17 protein-coding genes are annotated in these 20,522 nt (G+C 57.9%); 2 read left to right on the forward strand and 15 right to left on the reverse strand.

Annotated features, from left to right (window positions below):
* Window positions 1-25: 25 nt before the first annotated feature.
* The 15 genes from ABW22_RS06410 to mntA (ABW22_RS06490) form a co-directional block, all read right to left on the reverse strand.
* Window positions 26-985 (reverse strand): glycosyltransferase, encoded by a 960-nt coding sequence (locus ABW22_RS06410; RefSeq protein WP_059753466.1) that lies wholly within the window; start codon window positions 983-985, stop codon window positions 26-28.
* Between the two features lie 2 nt (window positions 986-987).
* On the reverse strand, window positions 988-1,791 hold the full coding sequence (locus ABW22_RS06415; RefSeq protein ID WP_059753470.1) for a polysaccharide deacetylase family protein: 804 nt from the start codon (window positions 1,789-1,791) through the stop codon (window positions 988-990).
* Window positions 1,792-1,803: 12 nt separating this feature from the next.
* Window positions 1,804-3,126, reverse strand: a complete 1,323-nt coding sequence (locus ABW22_RS06420) for a glycosyltransferase (RefSeq protein WP_059753474.1) — start codon at window positions 3,124-3,126, stop codon at window positions 1,804-1,806.
* Entirely contained in the window at window positions 3,123-5,225 is a 2,103-nt protein-coding gene (locus ABW22_RS06425; RefSeq protein WP_059753479.1) for a glycosyltransferase, read from the reverse strand. Before ABW22_RS06425 ends, ABW22_RS06420 begins: the two co-directional genes overlap by 4 nt.
* A 370-nt stretch (window positions 5,226-5,595) precedes the next feature.
* Window positions 5,596-6,585, reverse strand: a complete 990-nt coding sequence (locus ABW22_RS06435; RefSeq protein WP_059753485.1) for a glycosyltransferase family 2 protein — start codon at window positions 6,583-6,585, stop codon at window positions 5,596-5,598.
* Window positions 6,586-6,607: 22 nt separating this feature from the next.
* On the reverse strand, window positions 6,608-7,651 hold the full coding sequence (locus tag ABW22_RS16730) for a polysaccharide pyruvyl transferase family protein (protein WP_082708588.1): 1,044 nt from the start codon (window positions 7,649-7,651) through the stop codon (window positions 6,608-6,610).
* 26 nt (window positions 7,652-7,677) lie between these two features.
* Window positions 7,678-8,424 carry a TylF/MycF/NovP-related O-methyltransferase gene (locus ABW22_RS06445; RefSeq protein ID WP_082708590.1) on the reverse strand — a complete coding sequence of 249 codons (747 nt, stop codon included), beginning with the start codon at window positions 8,422-8,424 and terminating at the stop codon, window positions 7,678-7,680.
* Window positions 8,425-8,468: 44 nt separating this feature from the next.
* On the reverse strand, window positions 8,469-9,644 hold the full coding sequence (locus tag ABW22_RS17255) for a hypothetical protein (protein WP_157648569.1): 1,176 nt from the start codon (window positions 9,642-9,644) through the stop codon (window positions 8,469-8,471).
* Between the two features lie 91 nt (window positions 9,645-9,735).
* On the reverse strand, window positions 9,736-11,568 hold the full coding sequence (locus tag ABW22_RS06460) for an asparagine synthase-related protein (protein ID WP_059753498.1): 1,833 nt from the start codon (window positions 11,566-11,568) through the stop codon (window positions 9,736-9,738).
* Window positions 11,569-11,612: 44 nt separating this feature from the next.
* Window positions 11,613-12,884, reverse strand: a complete 1,272-nt coding sequence (locus tag ABW22_RS06465; protein WP_059753502.1) for an ABC transporter ATP-binding protein — start codon at window positions 12,882-12,884, stop codon at window positions 11,613-11,615.
* A 9-nt stretch (window positions 12,885-12,893) separates the two neighbouring features.
* Window positions 12,894-13,712 (reverse strand): ABC transporter permease, encoded by an 819-nt coding sequence (locus ABW22_RS06470; protein ID WP_059753503.1) that lies wholly within the window; start codon window positions 13,710-13,712, stop codon window positions 12,894-12,896.
* Between the two features lie 718 nt (window positions 13,713-14,430).
* On the reverse strand, window positions 14,431-14,856 hold the full coding sequence (gene hepT, locus ABW22_RS06475) for a type VII toxin-antitoxin system HepT family RNase toxin (protein ID WP_059753506.1): 426 nt from the start codon (window positions 14,854-14,856) through the stop codon (window positions 14,431-14,433).
* Complete coding sequence (mntA, locus tag ABW22_RS06480) at window positions 14,846-15,274, reverse strand: type VII toxin-antitoxin system MntA family adenylyltransferase antitoxin (RefSeq protein ID WP_162264474.1); 429 nt, start codon at window positions 15,272-15,274, stop codon at window positions 14,846-14,848. Before mntA (ABW22_RS06480) ends, hepT (ABW22_RS06475) begins: the two co-directional genes overlap by 11 nt.
* A gap of 436 nt (window positions 15,275-15,710) precedes the next feature.
* Window positions 15,711-16,133, reverse strand: a complete 423-nt coding sequence (gene hepT, locus ABW22_RS06485; protein WP_059753515.1) for a type VII toxin-antitoxin system HepT family RNase toxin — start codon at window positions 16,131-16,133, stop codon at window positions 15,711-15,713.
* Entirely contained in the window at window positions 16,118-16,525 is a 408-nt protein-coding gene (gene mntA, locus ABW22_RS06490) for a type VII toxin-antitoxin system MntA family adenylyltransferase antitoxin (protein ID WP_059753518.1), read from the reverse strand. The genes hepT (ABW22_RS06485) and mntA (ABW22_RS06490) overlap by 16 nt, the downstream gene beginning before the upstream one ends.
* Window positions 16,526-17,469: 944 nt before the next feature.
* Between mntA (ABW22_RS06490) and glyQ the strand changes: the two genes are divergently transcribed.
* Both glyQ and glyS read left to right on the forward strand, forming a co-directional pair.
* Complete coding sequence (gene glyQ / locus ABW22_RS06495) at window positions 17,470-18,393, forward strand: glycine--tRNA ligase subunit alpha (RefSeq protein WP_059753522.1); 924 nt, start codon at window positions 17,470-17,472, stop codon at window positions 18,391-18,393.
* A complete protein-coding gene (gene glyS, locus ABW22_RS06500; protein WP_059753525.1) occupies window positions 18,390-20,495 on the forward strand; it encodes a glycine--tRNA ligase subunit beta in 2,106 nt (701 codons plus the stop codon). Before glyQ ends, glyS begins: the two co-directional genes overlap by 4 nt.
* The last annotated feature ends 27 nt before the right edge of the window (window positions 20,496-20,522 follow it).

The raw sequence follows: 20,522 nt of genomic DNA on the forward strand, positions 1-20,522 counted from the left end.
ATGACGGCAGGGATCAGCGCGGAAATTAAAGTTGTCCATCGGTAGTCGGTGCCTTTCGGTCGAGTATCCCGATCAGTCTGCGGTGCCAGGATTCGGGCAGCCAGGCGGGCAGCATGTATTTCCAATCGGCAAGTGTGCCATAGCCTTGTTTCATTACCGTGCGAAAAATTTGCCGCGCGGCCGGCAGGTCGCGTTGCCAGTAGCAGTCATAGCCGCGCTTGAGCAATTCTCCGTGCGTCAGGAAGCGCGCCCGTTTTTTGCCCAGTGATGCCTGAAAATCGGGGTGCTGCGCAAGATAGTGTTGCTGCGCATGCAGGTGGTGCAGGGCGGCGCGCGCCTTGTTGGATGAAGCCTGTGCGCTACCGTGAAAATGGTAGAACGCCAGTACTTCCGGCACGCGGACGATGGGTGCGGTGGTCGCGATCCGCAGCCATAGTGCATAGTCCTCGGCATTTTTAAGCCGGGTATCGAAACCGCCAGCGGCCAACACCGCCTCGCGCTTGACCAGCGCGGCGTGGATCGGCCAGCGGCAGCCGGCAAACAGGGTTTCGCCCTTTGCGTCGTTCTCGTAGTCCGGCGGCACGAACGGTTCGTCGCGTCCGCCCGGCAAGCCGCGATTCTGCCAGCCGCAGTAGGCCAGCACCGCATCGGGGCGGGGCTGCAATGCGGCCAGCATTTTTTCCAGAAAATTGGCAGCCCAGGTGTCGTCAGCATCGAGAAAGGCAATGTATTCGCCGCGAGCAAGCGCCAAACCTGCATTACGCGTTGTACTCACACCGCAATTTGCGTGGGTATGAACGTGCAAGCGGGAATCGGTTTGTGCGCGCAGCCAAGCCAAGGTGTCGTCGCTGGAGCCATCATCCATGGCGATCAATTCCCAGTTGGCGAACGTCTGCGCCAACACGCTGCCGACACTGCCTGGCAGATGCGCCACTGCGTTGTAGCAGGGCATGATGATCGAAACTGCCGGCGCCGGATCGCTCATGCTCAACTGCGGAAACGCGCTACCAGTTGCCGCTTCCAATATCCCGCTAATGCCGGCCAACTGACATCGTGGCTGCCGAACGCCAGCTTGCGTGCCAGGCTACTGGCCGTATCGGTATTGAAAACGGTGAGCCGGCGCAGCCGGTACGGTGTTTGTTCGTAAAAGGTCCAGCCAGTGCCAGTAGTACAGGCGGCGGCGTAACCCGCATTTTTAACGAACGTCTCACAGCGCTCGTCCCAGTCGCCGTATGGGTAAGCGAAGCTGCCAACCGCAGTGCCAAGCGCATTCTCCAGTGCGATTTTCGAATCCACCAACTCGACACGCAGGCGGTCGTCATCGACTTCGGTGAGGCGGGCGTGACTGACCGTGTGCGAGCCGATTTCCATACCGGCGGCCTGCATCTTGCGTAGTTCTGCAGCGTTAAGCAGGCGGCCGCCAGGGCGACCATCTGCAGGCCATGCAGGCTCTTTGCCGAGTGAGCCGGTAACCATGAACCAGGTCGCACGCATGCCGCGCCGCTGAAGCTCATCGCAGGCAGCGAGGTTATCGATATAGCCATCGTCGAAGGTGATCACGGCGGTTCGACCGGGGCCGGTCAATCCCGGCGCGGCGACAAGTTCGCCCATCGTCGGCGTGGCATAGCCCTCAGCGGCCAGAAAATCCAGCTGCTCACGAAATGCTTGCATCGACACGGCCCAAGGCCAGGCAGGTCTGCCAGCACCTGGCACGACAGAGTGATACATCAGCATCACTGGGCCATGTTGGCCTGCACCCGCGTGCAAAAGTTTTGAAAGAGGATCGATCAAGATTGGCTGCGATTAACGTATTTTATTGAAGAGATTTGGTAAGCGGCTGCGTATCAGTGTACGCATGCTTTTCGGCGCGCGATCCGATTTCAAGAGTCTTCCGTGCGCTTCGCGGATTTCGTTGAGCAAACCCAGCGCAAAGCTTGCCGCCGCCGCATTCCTGCCGGGCTGGTTATCTTCTACCGCGCGTTGCGCGATCTGCAGGAACCCGCTGCCATATGCCGCAGCCGAATAGTGCGCCTGCACGCTTTCGCGGCCACGGACACCCAGGCGGGCGGCCAGCGCTTTATCGGAGAGCACGCGCAAGATAGCTGACGCACAGGCATCCTCGTCACCTAGCGGCACCAGCAAACCATCGACCTCGCTCTGGATGCATTCACGTAGGCCCACGCAATCCATCGCGACAGCAGGCTTGTTGAGTGTCATGGCTTCCAGTGCCGCAAGGCCTTGGCCTTCAAATGTCGCGGTAGAAAGAAACACATCGCACTGCGCCAACAAAGCCGGCACATCGTTTCTAGCGCCCAGAATGAACACGCTGCGGCTAAGCCCCAATTCGGTAATTTGTTTTTGCAAGGCATCGGCCAGTGATTTGTCCTCAGCCGGGCCGGCAATGGCAAAACATGCGGTTGGATGCGCCTTCACGACCCGATGGGCAACGCGCGTAAAAGTGGCAAAATCCTTCTGCGCCGAAATCCGCCCCACCCCGAGCACCAGCGGCGTATCGGGCGCAAGCCCGAGATCCTGACGAATCGAATTGGAGGGTAGGCGCGCGCGCTGCTCCAGGTCTTCAATATCGATTCCGTTGTAAAGCGTACTGACTTTATTCGCCGGGAGATGGATTAGTAGACTTGCGCGTACGTCGTCCGATACGGCGATGACATGACTGCCTAGTTCCCCTAGCAGCCATGCGTAGCCTTCCGGCGCCATGAAACCCGAATAGCGTTCCAAATCGATCTCGAAAGGCGCATGGATATGCCAGACTGCTGCAGCGCCTGCGCGCGTGGCGGCAATGGCGGCATCGAGCAGGTGCCCAGTGTTCAGGTGTACCAGGTCGATCCGCTCCTGGCGTATCCAGGCCTCGATTTCAACCGCGCGTTCTGCAGCCCGGCTTAGATAGGCCAGCTCCGCCATCTTGGCGGAGCCGGTGCAGCATCCTAAATTAGCCACGCGATAGTTCACACCCAATTTATCCAGGGCGGCGGTGACATCGCCAACTTGCGGCACCATGGCCAAAACTTCAACGCCTTGTTTGCGCAAGGTGCGCAGCAGCGTCAAGGTCGTCCAATCGACACCGTTTACTAGATTCGAATGGTGAAAAACGTGCAGAATTTTCATGGTCTCGCTACGGCCCCAAAGATCTGATTCTTGCCGGTAAGCTTATGCCAGACCTTGTTCATAGCCCACCAAGCCAAGCCCAGTTGAGCTTGAAAAGGGCGCTGTTGGCGCAGCGCATCGAGAGCTTGCGTTGGATAGTTGCGCAGAATGTATCTAAAGCTTGCGCGGGTAAGGGGCACCGGGCTAAAGCGCAAGATGAAGTGCAGCAGCAAGCCAAAATTACCTGGATGCGCACACAAGTTCCCGCGTGCCAGTTCGACATCCAGCCGGTTCAGGCATTGCCGGACTTGATTAGGGTGCAAATCCGCCCACGCATATTCGGATGGAATACTTCCCAAGCCGGCATCAAAAAACCATAAGATCAAACGCTGATTCAGCGTTGCCTGGATGTTATTCCCCAAGCGTATGGGCGGCGCAAACTCACAATTTCGCAGGCTCAGCAAATGCGGGCGATGTCGAATTAACAGGCAACGCGCCAGCGCCCAAGTCGTCACCCGACCGGTCTCGGCCAGGTTGAGGGGCAAATCAAGCAGCAATTCACGCCGCGCCACCATGCAACTCAGGCGACCGCGATCTTTGCCCAGCAAGGTTTCCTGGCACCAGCGTGGTTCGGGCGCGGGGTCTTTAACGGGCTGGCCCTTGGGGTCGAGCGCATCGGGGTAATAGATTTCCGATACCGCATAGGTCAAGCCTGCGTGGCGGTTTGAATCCAGAAACGAAAGGCTTTGAGCAAGAAAATCCGGGTGATGCTGGAAGCCGGGTTCCAGCCAGGCCAGATAACGTCCTCGCGCCACGCCGCATGCACGCCCCCATGCTTCAGCCACATTCTGGACAGGCGGCAAAAAATGTACGCGCGCATCACGTCGCCATTCCGTTGGCTCCAGCCGCGTTTCATCCGTGGCAAAAACCAGGATTTCGGCATCATCAGGCAAAGACTCAAGGGCAGTACCAATGCGCCCGTTCAAGTCGGCGTCGTCCGCCTGAGTGGGTAGCAGAACCGACAGGGCACACAGGGGACCGCTCTCCCCGAGATTTTTAAAGGCCTGTTCAGGGTTCGGCAGGCTCGCCACAAACGGCGTTGTGCGCCCGCTTTTTGCCCGTATCAATCGGGCAAGAAACGGCAGCGATGCGCGCTGCAGTGCTTCGGCAAGCGCATCGGCATGCGCAAGCTCGTCATGTAACCACGCAACGGATTGAACTTCCAGATCAGGCAGATCGCCTTGCGCGGCAAGTTCACGCCACCTCGCCAAGGCAGGGCTTGGTTCAGCGTCCGGAATCAATTTGGCCAACTTCTCATCGAACCAACTTCCGGCTGGAAAGCCCCGGACCAAGTCCCGTGCAATCTGGTTTGCTCGAAGCCGGTCCCGTGTATCTATTTGAAAGAAGGCTCGAGCGCGAATGCGCAAGCACTCTTCGGTCTGCAGACGAGCATTGCCGTACGTGGCGCCACCTGGATTAAGGCGCCAGCGCGTCAGTAGAAAAGGCAGGTTGATCATACGATACCCTGCCAGCAAAAGGTTTAAAAACACGCCGTAGTCCATACACCCCTGCTTGACCGTATTGCTGTAGGCGCCACAAGCTAGGATGGCTTCTTTACGCGCCATGATAGTGGGATGGTGCATGGCAAAAAAAGCAAACATCAGCGTAAAGAGCGTGTCCGGGGCAGTGGATTGACGGTCTATTCCCAGAATTTCTCCTTGGGGGCTCATCGTGAACCATTGACTACCCACAGCCGCAATGTCTGCATGCGCATCCAGATAATCCGCTTGCATGGCCAGGCGCTCTGGCGCCATGGTGTCATCGCTGTCAAGAATGGCGACATAGGGGGCGCGTGCAAGCTTTAATGCTTGGTTGGTGGCCCCGCCTATACCTTTGTTGGTCTGGTGATGGACCACTATGCGCGGGTCAAGGGCCACCAGGCGTGCCAGGATGACTGGGGTCGCATCTGTGCTCCCATCGTCCACAACGACGAGTTCAAAATTCGGCATGGTCTGGTTTAACACGCTAACCACGGCCTCATCCAAGTAGGCGGCCGCATTGTAGGCAGCCATGACGACGCTGACTCTTGGCGTGTTCATCTTTTCCGTATGCGAAATCATAGATTTTGCGCAGTGCGGACACGTGCCAGGAATGCGCGCGTACCGTGCTTTGTCGGGCGGCCTTGGTTCGCCAGGGTCGAGTGCACCAAATGCGGTGCAGGCGAGGCCAAGTCAGTTTGCTCCTGCCTCAGGCCCATAACGGCTAGCGCTACATTGCCGCAAAGGGGCCGGGTGTTATGGGAGAAGGCGTCCTTCACTGTCGCGTAATTCGCCAGCATGGCGGCGACGCATTCTATTACGGGGTGGTCATGAACCATCTTGACATTCAAGGGAAAATCGAAATCATTGGCGCAAGTGCATAAGTATGGGGCGGCCAACGGGGGGGGCGTGGGCGCCCGTGAACAAATTGTCTGCGCAACCCCGACAGCATTCATTTGTATTTTTTTTCCACCTCAAAACATTGGCTTGATCCCCATATGGCCTCTCGTAACAATTGTCGTATTCTTCCCCGCAGAAATGCCATAAATACTCGGGTATGAAACATTTGCGCGCGGTAGTGCCAGTAAACATGGTGCGGCTTCAACTTTCCACCCGTTAGCGCCCGAACCAACTTGTTGGCCGTCAATATAGCGTCGCCGATGAGTGCGATAGGTCGTTTCGGCTCGACTATTTGCTGAAAAACAATATCCGATATGCCTTGCCAGTAGCTTCGTTTGAGAACCCATTCAACTGTTGTTCGGTCGGCAGGAATTCTGTGGCGGAGCCTTGCATCCGGAGCAAACCAGCAACCTCTTCCGGCCCGGTAAAAGCGCCAGAATAGCAAGGATTCCTCACTGGAAAGCAGATTGTCACGAATGCGCCCAAGCCTGGTGTCGAAGCCGCCTTCTTCCATCAATGCTGTGCGTCGAAAAGCCATGTTCACACCAAATGGATGCTCTGGATATGCCATCCAGTGGGGGTTTTCCCCAGAGTCGGTAGAACCGTACATGTAAGTAAAGGAGGGGTGCATCCATGATGGTATTCCCGTCTCAAAAAAGGACGTTGTATGGCCACCTACGCAGCCCGTGTCCTTTTGTTCACGAAACGCACGAACGATAGCGTCTGTCCAGCCAGGTTCGAAGAACACATCATCGTCCACGAACGCAACGATCTCGCCCCGTGCTTCAGTAATGCCCAGGTTACGTGCATGCGAAAGTCCGGCGGTGGGCTCGTATAGATACCTACCCATGTTTTTCTGCTGGGTCAGAAAAGATCGGGCGACAATTTCCGTATTGTCCGTGCTGTTGTTATCCACGATTATGAGTTCTGCCGTGCTGGTGCAGCTAGACGCCATTTCAGCATAGCTTTCTAGGGTTTCTCCCAGCATGATTGCCCGGTTGAACGTGCACATCACGATGGATATTTCGGGGATGCTGTTCATGTTTGTATGGGTTCCAGTTCAATCATGGACACGTGGAGATTTGTCGGGGTATGGCGTTGGAGTCCGGAGCCATCTTTTCACCGGCCCGCTCAAGTGCCTCACTGAAGTTGGCGCAATGCACCAAGTCCGGTGTATTGTCCAGCCAGGAGGCAACGAAGTTCGACAGCTTGTTGTAGTTGTTGTCGACAAAGAAAACCGGCGTTTCACCCAGCCAGCTGAGAATGATCGCGTGGAGCCGATCTGTGACGACCACATTGCCCTGACCTAGAAGACCGAGCCCGCGCGCGAGGCGTTGCCTTGCCATGGCATTTGCCGCCGCCAGCGCCAGCTTGTTCAAAATGAACGGCGGTATTTTGGAGCTTCCCCAGCCAAGGCGCCGGTGCGACCAGTCGTAGAGCCATTTTTGCCTTGGCTCGGGTTCGTCGAGCCAGTCCATCACAACACTATTCACTCCAGTGCCCACTTTGGATGTGAGATGTGCGGCTTTCTCTTCATCTGTCCGCGACAAGATGACTGCATCCGATGTTTTTAGCTGTGATTGCAAGGGCTTCAAATCCAGCATCATCGCCATGTCGGGGCAGAGATAAGTCGGATTGACGTAGTGCTGTTGCGCAAGTTGGAGGCTGACCGTGTCACGAACAACAAAGTGAAAGTCCTTGTGTCGCGACAGGTTGGCTTGCGATCGGGCTAGGTTACCCTCATCAGCGAAGTGGATGGACTGGGGAAATTGAACAATCCGGTTATCTGGAAAGTTCCTGATTACCTTTTCTCTCAGTTTTTGATGATTTGGATATAGGTCGCCGAAATTTCCACCACCATGCAGCAGGATAATATTTTTTCCAACTGCAGCATGCAGAGCGGCCTGGTTGTAATTATTCCAATCGCAAATATATTTTATTTTGCATTTTCTGCTCTTGAGATACGCAATCTCACCTAACCAAATAGCGCTGTCCCCGACATTTCCGTGGTGCGGGAAGTCAATCAATGCGCAACTGGAGTTAACGGGAATAAGCTGGTCAAGAACATGACTTATTTGCGCACGCAATATGTCTAATTTTTGCTTCATGGGAATGCTATTTCGCTAATCGGGTATCACGCCGGTTTGGATGTTGATCTGGTTATCTTCATTGAGCCTGCAGAGTCATCCAGCAAGAATTCACCCGGCACGGTTTGAAGATATTCGTCAGTTGCCTTCCGGCAGCCACCCCAATCGTGATAATCGTCAAGAATAATGCTTCCCCCAACGACCAGATACGGAAAGATGCGTGTCAGGCATGTCATCACAGGCTCATACCAGTCGACATCGATGTGAGCAAAGGCGACAGGTTGATTGATCCGCATGGTCTCTTGCACCAGTCCCTTGATGAGCTGAACGTTTTTCTTTTCGCAATCAATATCGAATGCCCTGAAATTGGACAAAACAATTTCATACAGATTTTCCTCGTAACCGTAATACCTATCCCCATCAATCCCTGTCGATTTTCCTTCTGAAATTGTTCTGTATCGTTCATGTACATCTTGTGTGTCCTGATCGGTAGGGGGCGGGATCATGCCGAAAACATCATAAATAAGGAGGGGCCGTTGATCTGATTTGATCGATGCCATCAAGATTGATGAGCCACCCAGTGCACAGCCGGCTTCCAGGAACAAGCCATCCAGTTTTCTCTTTTCGATGTTCTGGCATGTGGTGGCGAGACTCAACAGTTTTTTATCAGGCAGGTAGGTAAGTTTCTTTTCTCGAATGCGTGCGATTAGGATCTTAACGTTATCGGGTATTGTGGCTATCGAGCTACCAATGCCTAGTGACTGCCTTACATACTTCTTGATTTGGTCGAGCATGGGATGTTTTTCCTGCCAAAGAGGTTTTAGAAAAACCAGAGGTATCAAAACCTTTCAGATATTTTGTGAAAGGTTTTTTCCAGAAAAGTCTTTTTCTTTTTTTTATTTGTATAAGCGTCTATACGTTTTTTTAAGTTATCAGCCCAAGGGGCTTCAACCCCCCTTTTCTCAACATAATTAAAAATGGTCTGTAATTCGAGTAGTTGCGCATCGTTTATTAGACGTATGTATAAAATTTGTTTTGGATCCAGCGCTTCATCGAAACAGGGCGCGTCTGACACCCCCACAGCCAGGAGATTAAGTTTCGTTCTTATGCACTTTTCGCAAACCCCACAATTTCGTTCCTGATTGCTTCCCTCCCAGCATACTTTTAACGTCTTCAGGGCGGTGGGGTGATGGCGCAGTGTCTCCATTTTTTCGGTACGCGTGTAGGCGCTGCCATCCAGAACAAGTTGCATCTGGTCACCGGACATCAAGTAATCGGTAGCAGGGGTTGAGCCCCATGGATAGAAAATGTTCGAGTAAGGCTCGCCGCTGCCCATCAAGGCGTAGTTAAAGTCGTGTGAGTAGTTGTGTAGACATGCCGCCAGTTGGACGCCGAAACTGTCTTCCCAATATTGTCCCGAAGCCTCTTTCAGGTTTGTCCTGATCACCTTCATGCCCAGGCCCAGTTCATCGACGAGGGGGCGTATGCGCTGCAGCAGCAGATCGAAGGCTTCAGGTTTGCCAAGCGGGACGTCAAAACCATGCACCAGTAGCACATCAGTCAGGGGATACGAGGCATTGCCTAACAACTTGTGTTTATGGCGTATCGCCGTGAACGTGCCATCTACCCCGCCAGAAAATGCAGAAATGGCCCGGGGCGGGTGACCGAAAGCCGGGAAGTCAACGATTTCGTCAGGAACGATTTCGACTCGCTGGTATTTGTGTGGTCTCCAGCATGCCCAGGCACTCTGAAGCTCAGCCAGGTTGAAACAGGCGGTCCGGCTCAGGCTTCCATGTACCTTCACGGGGCGGCCCAATTGCATGGCGATGAATATGACGCCAAACACAAAACCATCCAAAACCAATGGGGTCGTGGAGGTTGTGTCGCCGATCAGATCGAAAAAAAACTCATGATCATCATCCCGGCTCGTACCGGTTTTGTGGAGGCGCAAGATGCGACGCAAACCTTCATTGCCAGTTTCTTGTTCCAGTGAGATCTCTAAGGCTTCAGGCATGATTGCTTTCTGTAACGTAGAGGGCCTTATCTGTCAGGGTTAAATGAGGACCAGTGTAGGACTGACGTATTCAGACTACCCAAACTGCCACTCAGGTCGGGGGGCAACCGGCCCGGTCGTGATTCGGTTCATGTGTTGGGCCGTTTTTAAAAGTGCCTAATTGCAGGAGCAACCCGGTCATGGTTTTGTAGCGTGCGCCATCGACAATTGGGTCGGGGGTAACAAGAGGCGTGCTGGGGCGAGGTAGCATGTCCTCAAGCGTTTCGGCGTCCAGCAGGTCTCTCGTTAAGGGGCGGTAATTTTCGGCCAATTGCCGAACAGCATGCCAACCTTGGCTGTTCACATCGTAATGTCGAACAAACTGTCGCCGCTCGATTTGTTTCCCTGGGAATTTCCAGGAATCAAATCGTGAAAGCATGATGTGTCGGAGTTTCGAGGCTTGACTGAATATCAATGGGCGTATATCTGGCCCACCCCGGTCCAGCGGCAAAGCCGCCAACCTGGGAAGCTTGTTGCTCAGCATGTTGATTTGGGCGAGGCGCTCGGCAAAGGCCGACGCTGCCATGCCGGCCATAATGTTCAGTAAGTCCAGGTCAACGTAAGGGTATGTTGGCCAGGCCCCGTATGAAAGTCGCCATGCCGCCCCACTAACATGGTGCCGTTGGCGGTGGTGCAAGTCGAACAACCAGCACTTCTGGAATGACATGCCGTCGTATCCAGACCAAGTCTTGTGCAACTCTTCTACAATTGCTTCGGCAAGGCCTGGTTGTCCAATGAGCTTGGAGATTACTTCTGCCTTGAACCCAAGACGATTCACACTTTTAAACTGGGCGCGAAAATCGTATTCAGAAAAATCCTTGTTAAATCCTTCGGCAAGGTGGCTTCCGCCCATCACTGAGTCGCCCAATAGGCCCGTCATAATTCTGGGTTTAAGCTTGTTTACAGTGCCTGCAGCTTGCCACCACATGAATTCGACGAAGCTGGACTGCATGCCTTCCAATCTTGCCTGGATAGGCGCCCATGTTGGATAGGCGTCTAGATTCACTGGAACAGGGTGCATGGACCAGCCCAGGCTCGCCGAAACCCGGCGCGCGCATTGCATTTCATAGTCCGTCGATTCACCGAGGGTAACGACGGGAACTTTGTAACGAGCATGCCAACGCAGGCAGCCGGCCACTAAACGCGAGTCGAGGCCGCCTGACAGGAGCACGGAAGTTTCACCGAGTTTGTCGAGTCTTTGTACGGCTTCGTTGAAGCTGTTCTGGATCAGGTTCTGGCAGCGTGATGGCGGCCACCCGAAATAGCTGTCATGTGCCTTGAGCGAGTTGACATCGGACAGCCTGATGCCTTCCCCCTTTCGCCAGCGCAACAAGTGGCCGGGCGGAAGTCGTTTGACATCCTGCCATGTGGTGCGGTTGGCGGTCGCATGCATGGTCAAAAGAATGCCAGCTATTCCCATGAGATCTGGTTTTGCGGTGAAGCCAGGATGGGAACAGAACGCATTGGGGCTCGTGGAAAAGCAGAAGTGATCGGTTCCCCCCCAGTAATACACTGGCATCAGGCCGAGTTGGTCGGCCGCGAGATAAATGGTCTCGTGCTCATCGATCATGCCGGTCAGGTGATAACCATTCTGCCGCGCCAGCATTTCCGGGCCGTTTTCCCGGCATTGAGAATGCAGCCAGGTGGCATTGTCCAATTGAGTTGTGTGCAGGATGTCGCCGAGGACGAATACTGACTGTCCTGAAGGGGCTTCAAACGTTGAATAGGGCGCTTGGGGGGCGGAGTCAAGCGTGAGCGCAAGTCGTCCCAATCGGGTGTCAGTGTGCTTGAGCCATGGCAGATCGGGGGCCAGCTTGCGGCTGCCCTCCAGGAAGAGTCTGGCCCACTGGGCATTGGCGTCGAGTGTCCCGGTGAAGAGTGTCATCTGGATTTTCCTGGTCGATCCAATGCAGGTCTACCAATGCAGGTCTATTTGACTGCGCAACACGCGCCGTCCGTTTTTTGTTGCAGGGCGTAGTGCTGGCCATCGACAAGAAACTCGGTCGGCAGGTCGACCATTTTCCACTGGCTGTTCATCGATTCCAGGCGCTTCGCCTTGACGGTAAAGGTCTTGAGGGATTCACCGTTGAAAAGATGGCGCCAGTTCTTGTCGAGAAACACGAGGCGAACGGAGTAGGTGCCTGCGGCGAGCGGAAAGCTGGGCACGATGTATTCGATTTCATGCGCGCCGCGGCTGAAAGGCATGTTCGGCAGGAAGTCGTGCGTGCTGGCTGAGCTGATGTACACAAAATCGGTGCGGTGGGTGCCTGCCACGATTTCAAGGCCTGCAAGGTCATGCAACAACGTGAACCTGACTCTGATGCGGAGCCTTTCGCCGGACTCGATTTCGCTCACGGCATGGCCGTGGTCGTCGAGTATGTCGATGGAGTCGATCGTGACCTCGCCGGAGCCAGAGACCTTGGCTACTGCGGCTTGATGCGCCTGGGCTTCGATTTTGGAATTGCTTTGCTGGTAGAAAAGCTCACAGACCTCGGTTGCCGTGCCGTCTGCGATGGCTTTGCCATGATCCATCAGGATGACCCGGCTGCAGATGCGCTCTACTTGCCTGATGTTGTGGCTGACCAGAAGAACGGTTCGGCCCTGGTTCTTGATGATGTCTTCCATGCGGTCGAAGCACTTGCGCTGGAATGCCAGGTCACCGACGGCCAGCACTTCGTCGACGATCAGGATTTCGGCCTCGATGCTGGTGGCGACGGCGAAAGCGAGCTTGACCTGCATGCCTGAACTGTAACGTTTGACAGGAGTATCGATGAATTCCGCCATTTCGGCGAAGTCGACGATCTCGTCGAATTTCCTGTCGATTTCCTGTTTTGACATGCCGAGGATGGCGCCGTTGAGATAGACGTTCTCGCGCCCGGTGAAGTCCGGCACGAAACCGGCGCCCACCTCGATGAGGGGTGCGATACGGCCGTTGGCCATGACCGAACCGCGGGTGGGTGTGCTGATTTTCGCCAGCATCTTGAGGAGGGTGGACTTGCCTGCACCGTTGTGGCCGATGATGCCGACAACTTCGCCTGGTTCGATGGCGAAGCTGACGTCATCCAGCGCCTTGAAGAGGGGGCGCTCGGGTATCGTTTTGCCCATGAGCCGTGCTCCGGCGTTGAGCAGGGTCTGCTTGAGCCCTTGCATGGCCCCGAGGCGGTATTCTTTGGTGAGGTGGCTGACTTCGATGACAGGCATGGCGTGTACTCAGATGACGTCGGCGAAATAGCTTTCCGCGCGCTTGAAGTAAAGGTAGCTGAGCGGCAGCAGGATGACGATCATGATTGCCCCCGGGATCATGGCGTTCAGATCCGGCGGCGCCCCCCGCAGGACGACATTCTGGAAGGCATCGATGATGCCAGCCAGGGGGTTGAGGGTGTACAGGGTATAGAGCGTATCGGACCACTCGCCTGCGGCCTGCTGCACCAGCAGTTTGTCCTTGACCAGTTGCAGGGGGTAGATGACCGGGGAAATGTACATCAGTAGGGAGAGCATCACCGGCAGGGCCGCACCTACATCGCGGTAATAAACATTGATGGCCGCGCCGGCGAAGGCGATGGTGAGCGCTGCGAGGATGGTGTAGGCGATGATGAGGGGCACCCACAGGATGTAAATGCTGGGCATCATCTGGTACCAGACCATCAGCCCCGCCAGGATGACAAAGCTGATGCCCAGTTCAACCAGCTTGGTGAGGACGGAGGTGATGGGGAAGATCTCGCGCGGAAAGTAGATTTTCTTGATCAGCGCCGTGTTGCCGACGACGCTGGTGACCCCTTCGGACGTGGATTCCTGAAAGAATGTCCACGGCATGAGCGCAGCGAAAACCAGGATGGGATAGGGAATGTCGCCGCTTTCGATGCCGACGAAGCTCTTCACCAGGGTGAAGATCAGCATGAGCATGACCGGCTTGAGGATGGCCCAGGCGATGCCCAGGTAGGCCTGCTTGTAGCGCAGGGTGACGTTCTTCCACGCCAGCGTGGCCATCAGTTCGCGGTAGTCGTAGAGGTTCTTGGCGATGGTGAGCATGGGGTTAGGTATTGCCTGATTGTGAAGCGGTTTTCTTTTCCCGCTTCGAATCGTCATCAACAATGGTTTTGAGATCAAATCGGGCGGGTTTCCACTGCAGTGCCTGGCTGCCTGCAGATTCTTTGGCCACTCGCGGTAATGGTTCATTGCTAGCTGCTACGTCGCGATATGCCGTTGATCGGTTGTCAACCATGACGACATCGCAACGCCGGCGCGAACCCATAAACCCCGCCCCACCGCCGACGAGCGGGCGATGTGGTGCGCTTGGAGTGATGGGGGCGGATGGGATCATGGGTGGCTATTGTAAATGCAGAAGATGTTAGCAAGGGGTGTGCCAAAAAGTGACGCCTTACTCTTGAGTGGCTGGGGTAGGGGGTGGCGGTGGGAGGCTGGGTTTTGTTGGGTTGAGCAGGCCATCCGGCACGGGGGCGGCCACCCACAGCAGCGCGGACCTGTAGGAGGGGCGCCCCCGTGCCGATTTTCGCGCCGTCGCAATCTCCACGGCATCGGGCCGGGGGCGGCCCTCCTACAACAGCGGGTGAGGCGACCGGCCGTAGGTTGGGCTGCCAAGCCCAACGCATTCAACAGCGGGTGAGGCGGCCGGCCGTAGGTTGGGCTGCCAAGCCCAACGCATTGGACTGCGCTTGCCAGGAATGGGCTTATGCGTCTGGTGTGTTGGGCTGAATGAAATGAAGCCCAACACGCGCGCCCGCCGCGATTATTGCGGTGACTTCGGTATGGGCGGGGCCAGTAAAAATTCGGTTACGAACGCGTGGCGTCCCTGGCTGACCAGCTCAAGTACTTTGGTCATGTCGATGTTCATGTAGTCGTGCACGATGCGGTTACGCAGACCGATTACCGCGTTCCAGGCGGGAAGTTGCGCTTGCTCAATCTCGCCATGCCGCACCAGGGCTGCGAAGGCATCGTAAGCCGAGATGGGGACGGTTTCGCCGCTGGCTTTCAGTAGTTGCTTGGCCTTGCCGATAGCGTTTTCAATAAGCACCTGCAAGGCATGCAACACCCCATTTTGCTCAAGCGGAGTCAGCATGAGGCCTTCCGTCAAACGTTGCCTGGCCACGTCCAGCAACGCCGATTGCTCTGTGGCAATGCGCGCGGTTTCTGCATGGTAGAGGTCAAGCCGCATGGGCGCGCTCCCAGTAAAAGTCTTCCAGTTCACGCCAGGTCCGGGTCAGGAAGCGCGCCCAGGCCAGGGTGTCCTCGCCTTTGAGCACGACCCCATCTTCCGCGGCGTTGGCACGCATGGCCAGGTTGGCGCGGGGAAGGTCGATCAGATCAATGTCTTCAGGCGCGGTGCCCAGGATAGTTGCAATGCTTCGGCGCAGGTTTTCCTGGGCGCCGAGCAGCGCAAGCCAGTCAGCCTGCGGGTGCCATTTAAGGGCAATATCCCAGTCGCTTGTCGTGCGTGCGGTTCCTTGGGCACGGCTGCCAACCAGTACTGCGAATTCCAGTTCGGGTACGCCCGATAGCAATTGCCCCAGCAAAGCCGGTTGCGGGTCTGTCTGCGTTGGGTGCCTGGATGGAGGTGTCTGGGCGTGTTTCATCGTTTGTTCCTGAACGCGTCTACAGTTTGAGCATTGTGCGCTTGCCTGCCGGATCACTGCCGATATTCTAGTTGTTGAATCGACAACAAGGTATGTGCCAAATAGTAACGCGCTCTCCCTTGAGGGGGATGACGGAGGGAGGCCGGGTGTTGCTGATTTGATCAAGTGCTTCGGCCCCGGGCGGGCTTCATCCTGTAGGAGCCCCCGCAAGGGAGAGGCGGTGGTTGTAAGCCGATAAATCGGCAACAACCACGCACCGGCGCCTTTATGCCCTCTGGGTACTCGCCGCGAATTTCGCGCCGATGCAAGCTCCACGGCATCGGCCCGGGGGCGGGCCTCCTACATGGTGAGAAGTCCGTAGATTGGACTACGCCTGCGTTCGCTGGGCATGGGTGTCATGCGAAGGCGTGTTGGGCTTCACTTCATTCAGCCCAATCTACGCATGCTTTTCCATATGGTTGATGATTGCAGCGGCGAAAGCGGAAAAGTCCACTATGTGACGGGTGGCGATGTGGAAGGTGATCTGCCAGTCAATGGTTTCGTAATTGTGGATTGCGATATTGCGAAAGCCGACTGCTTTTTTCATGCGCAACGCGAGTTCAGGACTGATCAGCCCCATGTTGGCCAGAACGTCGAATGTTTGGCCCATCGTGTCTGGTGCGGGTTGATCGCTGTTTGCGATCAGGTGCGTTCCGATATCTACGCTGATCTGAACCGCACGCGTGAGGTTGAGGGTGAGCACATCCTGGGCGTCGGGATCGTGCTCGAGTTCTGCAAAGGTGGCAGGCGTTTTCTGCTGGACCCGCATCAAGCAGCGTCTCAGGGATTCAAGCTTTTGCTCGATTACTTGCCGATCCATGCCAGTCTCCGCTCGGACAGGATGCGGTTGCGATAGGGCAGAAAGTCGGCTTCGTCAAATACATGTCGAGTCAGAAGGGCCGCGTATGCTTCGTCGCTGCCCAGCAGTCTTACACCGTGTTTTAGAATTTGTCCCAGCAAGGGTTCGCCAGCGTGTTTGAGATCGATCAGGTCGATCGGCAGGCCGGTGGCTTGGGCGAGCTTTTCGATCAGCGCGATTTTGCCGGCGGCAGTCAGCGGGGCGGACGTCTGCACAGCAAGGTCAAGATCGCTGTCGGGTGTGGCGCGCCCGGTTGCACGGGAGCCGAACAGGATCGCCAGGCGCACGCCACCGTGTTCGGTCAGGGATTGCCTGAGGAGGTGACGCAGATCGGATTGGGCGCGCGTGTCCATGAACGGATTATGGGTTGAGTTGGCCGGGTTGCAAAGCTGCAGCGGGAATGTTGGGCTTCACGATATTCCGCCTACCTCTGTGGGAATGCCCGCAAGGGGGAGGCCGCTGAAGGCCCGCAAGGCGGGATGGATAAGAGTTCGTATGCGGCAACAACTACGCACCGTCGCTCTCGCGGCGCAACCTTTTCGGCATCGGCCCGGGGGCGGGCCTGCCACAACAACGCGGACTTGTGGGAGGGGCGCCCCCGCCTCGATTTTCGCGCCGTCGCAATCTCCACGGCATCGGGCCGGGGGCGGCCCTCCTACAACAGCGGGCGAGGCGGCCGGCCGTAGGTTGGGCTGCCAAGCCCAACGCATTGGACTTGTGGGAGGGGGCGCCCCCGCCTTGATTTTCGCGCGGGCTTGTGGGAGGGGCGCCCCCGCCCCGATTTTCGCGCCGTCGCAATCTCCACGGCACCGGGCCGGGGGCGACCCTCCTACAACAGCGGGCGAGGCGACCGGCCGTAGGTTGGGCTGCCAAGCCCAACGCATTGGACTTGTGGGAGGGGCGCCCCCGCCCCGATTTTCGCGCCGTCGCAATCTCCACGGCACCGGGCCGGGGCGGCCCTCCTACAACAGCGGGCGAGGCGACCGGCCGTAGGTTGGGCTGCCAAGCCCAACGCATTGGGCTTGTGGGAGGGGCGCCCCCGCCCCGATTTTCGCGCCGTCGCAATCTCCACGGCATCGGGCCGGGGGCGGCCCTCCTACAACAGCGCGGATTTGTGGGAGGGCCCGCCGTTGGGCTGATGGAGTGCTTTGCTTCGCTCGCGAGATAAAAAATGACTTGTCGCCGGGCTGTCCCCGGCCAACGGTCGGCAGTCCTGCCGCGTTCCCCCCACCGTGAACAGCGAAACCCCCGCCAAGCACGCTAAAATGCGGCTTTCCCGAAAAGCCGCTGATCCGCCGTGAAACCCACCTTTCAGGACATTATCCTCACCCTGCAACGCTACTGGGCCGAGCGCGGCTGCGCGCTGCTGCAGCCCTACGACATGGAGGTCGGCGCGGGGACTTCGCACACCGCGACTTTTCTGCGTGCGCTGGGGCCCGAGCCCTGGAAGGCGGCCTACGTGCAGCCCAGTCGCCGGCCCAAGGACGGCCGCTACGGCGACAACCCCAACCGGCTGCAGCACTATTACCAGTTTCAGGTAGTGCTGAAACCGGCGCCGGTCGACATTCTGGAGCTGTATCTCGGCTCGCTCGAAGCGTTGGGGTTTGATCTGAAAAAGAACGACGTGCGTTTCGTCGAGGACGACTGGGAAAACCCCACGCTGGGCGCCTGGGGGCTGGGCTGGGAGGTGTGGCTGAACGGCATGGAGGTGACGCAGTTCACCTACTTCCAGCAGGTCGGCGGCATCGACTGCAAGCCGATTACCGGCGAGATCACCTACGGTCTGGAACGCCTGGCGATGTACCTGCAGGGCGTCGAAAGCGTGTACGACCTGACCTGGACCGAGGGACTGAGCTATCGCGATGTCTATCACCAGAACGAGGTCGAGCAGTCGACCTACAACTTCGAGCACAGCGATGTCGAGTTCCTGCTCACCGCCTTTGCCGCGCACGAGAAAAAGGCGCAGGAACTGGTGGCGGTGCAGCTCGCGCTGCCGGCGTATGAACAGGTGCTGAAGGCCGCCCACACCTTCAACCTGCTCGACGCGCGCGGCGCGATTTCGGTGACCGAGCGCGCTGCCTACATCGGCCGCATCCGCAACCTCGCGCGGGCAGTGGCGAAGAGCTATCTCGACAGCCGCGCGCGGCTGGGTTTTCCGATGGCGCCCAAGGCCTGGGCAGACGAAGTGCTGGCACAGATTGAAAAGAAGGCCGCAGCATGACCGCCGCAAACTTGCTGGTTGAACTCTTCGTCGAAGAACTGCCGCCCAAGGCGCTGAAGAAGCTGGGCGAGGCCTTTGCCGCCGCGCTGGCCGAAAGCCTGGTGGCGCAGGGGCTGGCCGAGGCGGCGGCAGTCGTCACCGGATTTGCCTCGCCGCGCCGTCTCGGCGTGCGCATCGAAGGCGTGCTGGCGCGCGCTACCGACCGGCCGCTGTCGACCAAGCTGATGCCGGTGAATGTCGGCCTGGACGCGGCGGGCCAGGCGACGCCTGCGCTGCTTAAGCGACTGGCGGCGCTCGGCGCCGATGAATCGGTGGTCGGCCAGCTGCGCCGCGCGGTGGATGGCAAGAGCGAGGTGCTGTTTTACGACAGCATCGCGCCCGGCACGACGCTTGCCGACGGCCTGCAGCGCGCGCTCGAATCCGCGATGGCGAAGCTGCCGATCCCGAAGGTGATGCAGTACCAACTGGCGGACGGCTGGAGCAGCGTCCATTTCGTGCGTCCGGTGCACGGGCTGGTTGCGCTGCATGGCATCGACGTGGTGCCGCTGTCGGTGCTGGGCCTGACGGCCGGGCGCGACACGCAGGGCCATCGCTTCGAGGCGCGCGTCAGCCCGGTGGTGATCCACAGCGCCGACAGCTATGCCGGCCAATTGAAGGACGAGGGCGCGGTGATCGCCAGCTTTGCCGAGCGCCGTGCCGAGATCGTTCGCCAGCTGCAGACGGCAGCCGCGCTCTCGGGTTTGACCCCGGTCGAGGACGACGCCCTGCTCGACGAGGTGACCGCGCTGGTCGAACGCCCGAACGTGCTGGTCGGCCAGTTCGAGGAAGCCTACCTCGAAGTGCCGCAGGAATGCCTGATCCTGACCATGAAGGCGAACCAGAAATACTTCCCGTTATTGGATAAAAGCGGGAAGTTGACCAACCGGTTTCTCATCGTCTCCAACATCTCGCCCGCCGATGCGTCTGCCGTGATTCAAGGCAACGAGCGCGTGGTGCGCCCGCGTCTGGCCGACGCCAGGTTCTTCTACGACCAGGACCGCAAGAAGGCGCTTGATTCGCGCGTGCTGGGGCTGGCCAAGGTGGTGTACCACAACAGGCTCGGCACCCAGGGCGAGCGCGTCACCCGGGTGCAGGCGATCGCCCGCGCCATCGGCGAGCGGATCGGCGGCGAGGCGCTGGCGCTGAAAGCCGATCAGGCCGCGCTGCTGGCCAAGGCCGATCTGCTGACCGACATGGTCGGCGAGTTTCCCGAGCTGCAGGGCATCATGGGGCGCTATTACGCGCTGCACGACGGGCTGGCCGACGACATCGCCTTTGCCATCGAGGACCACTACAAGCCGCGCTTTGCCGGCGACGAGCTGCCGCGCAGCGACGTCGGCGTGTGCGTGGCGCTGGCGGACAAGCTGGAGACCCTGACCGGCCTGTTCGGCATCGGGCAGATCCCGACCGGCGACAAGGATCCGTTTGCGCTGCGCCGCCATGCGCTGGGCGTGATCCGCATGCTGACCGAGAAGAATTTGCCATTGAGCCTGGACGCTCTTGTCAATACCGCCTTCGCCGCTTTCCCGCAGGGATTGCTGGGACAGGCACACACTGATGTGTACCTGTTTATGTTCGAGCGTCTCAGTGGCGCGATGCGCGAACAGGGCTACTCCGCGAACGAGGTCGATGCGGTACTGAGCCTGAACCCGACGCAGATCTATCTGGTGCCGAAGCAACTGGAGGCAGTGCGTGCCTTCGCTGCACTGCCGGAAGCAGCAGCGCTTGCCGCGGCCAACAAGCGCGTCGGCAACATCCTGAAAAAAGCCGAGGGCGAGGTGGGCGGCGCGGTCAATCCGGCCTTGTTCGCCGAGGCGGCGGAAACAGCGCTGTTTGCCGCGCTTGGCGACATTGCCCCGCGCGCCGACGCCGCGTTTGCCGCCGGCGATTACACCGCCTCGCTGCAGGCCCTGGCGACCCTGAAGGCCCCGGTCGACGCCTTCTTCGACCAGGTGATGGTGAACGCAGACGATCCCGCCCTCAAGGCCAACCGGCTGGCGCTGCTGAACCAGCTGCACCAGACCATGAACCGGGTGGCGGACTTGTCGCGACTGGCGGCGTAATATGGGCCTTGAAACGGCAGGAGTTTA

Source organism: Thiobacillus denitrificans, from assembly GCF_001530125.1.
GTDB classification, from domain to species: Bacteria; Pseudomonadota; Gammaproteobacteria; order Burkholderiales; family Thiobacillaceae; genus Thiobacillus; species Thiobacillus denitrificans_C.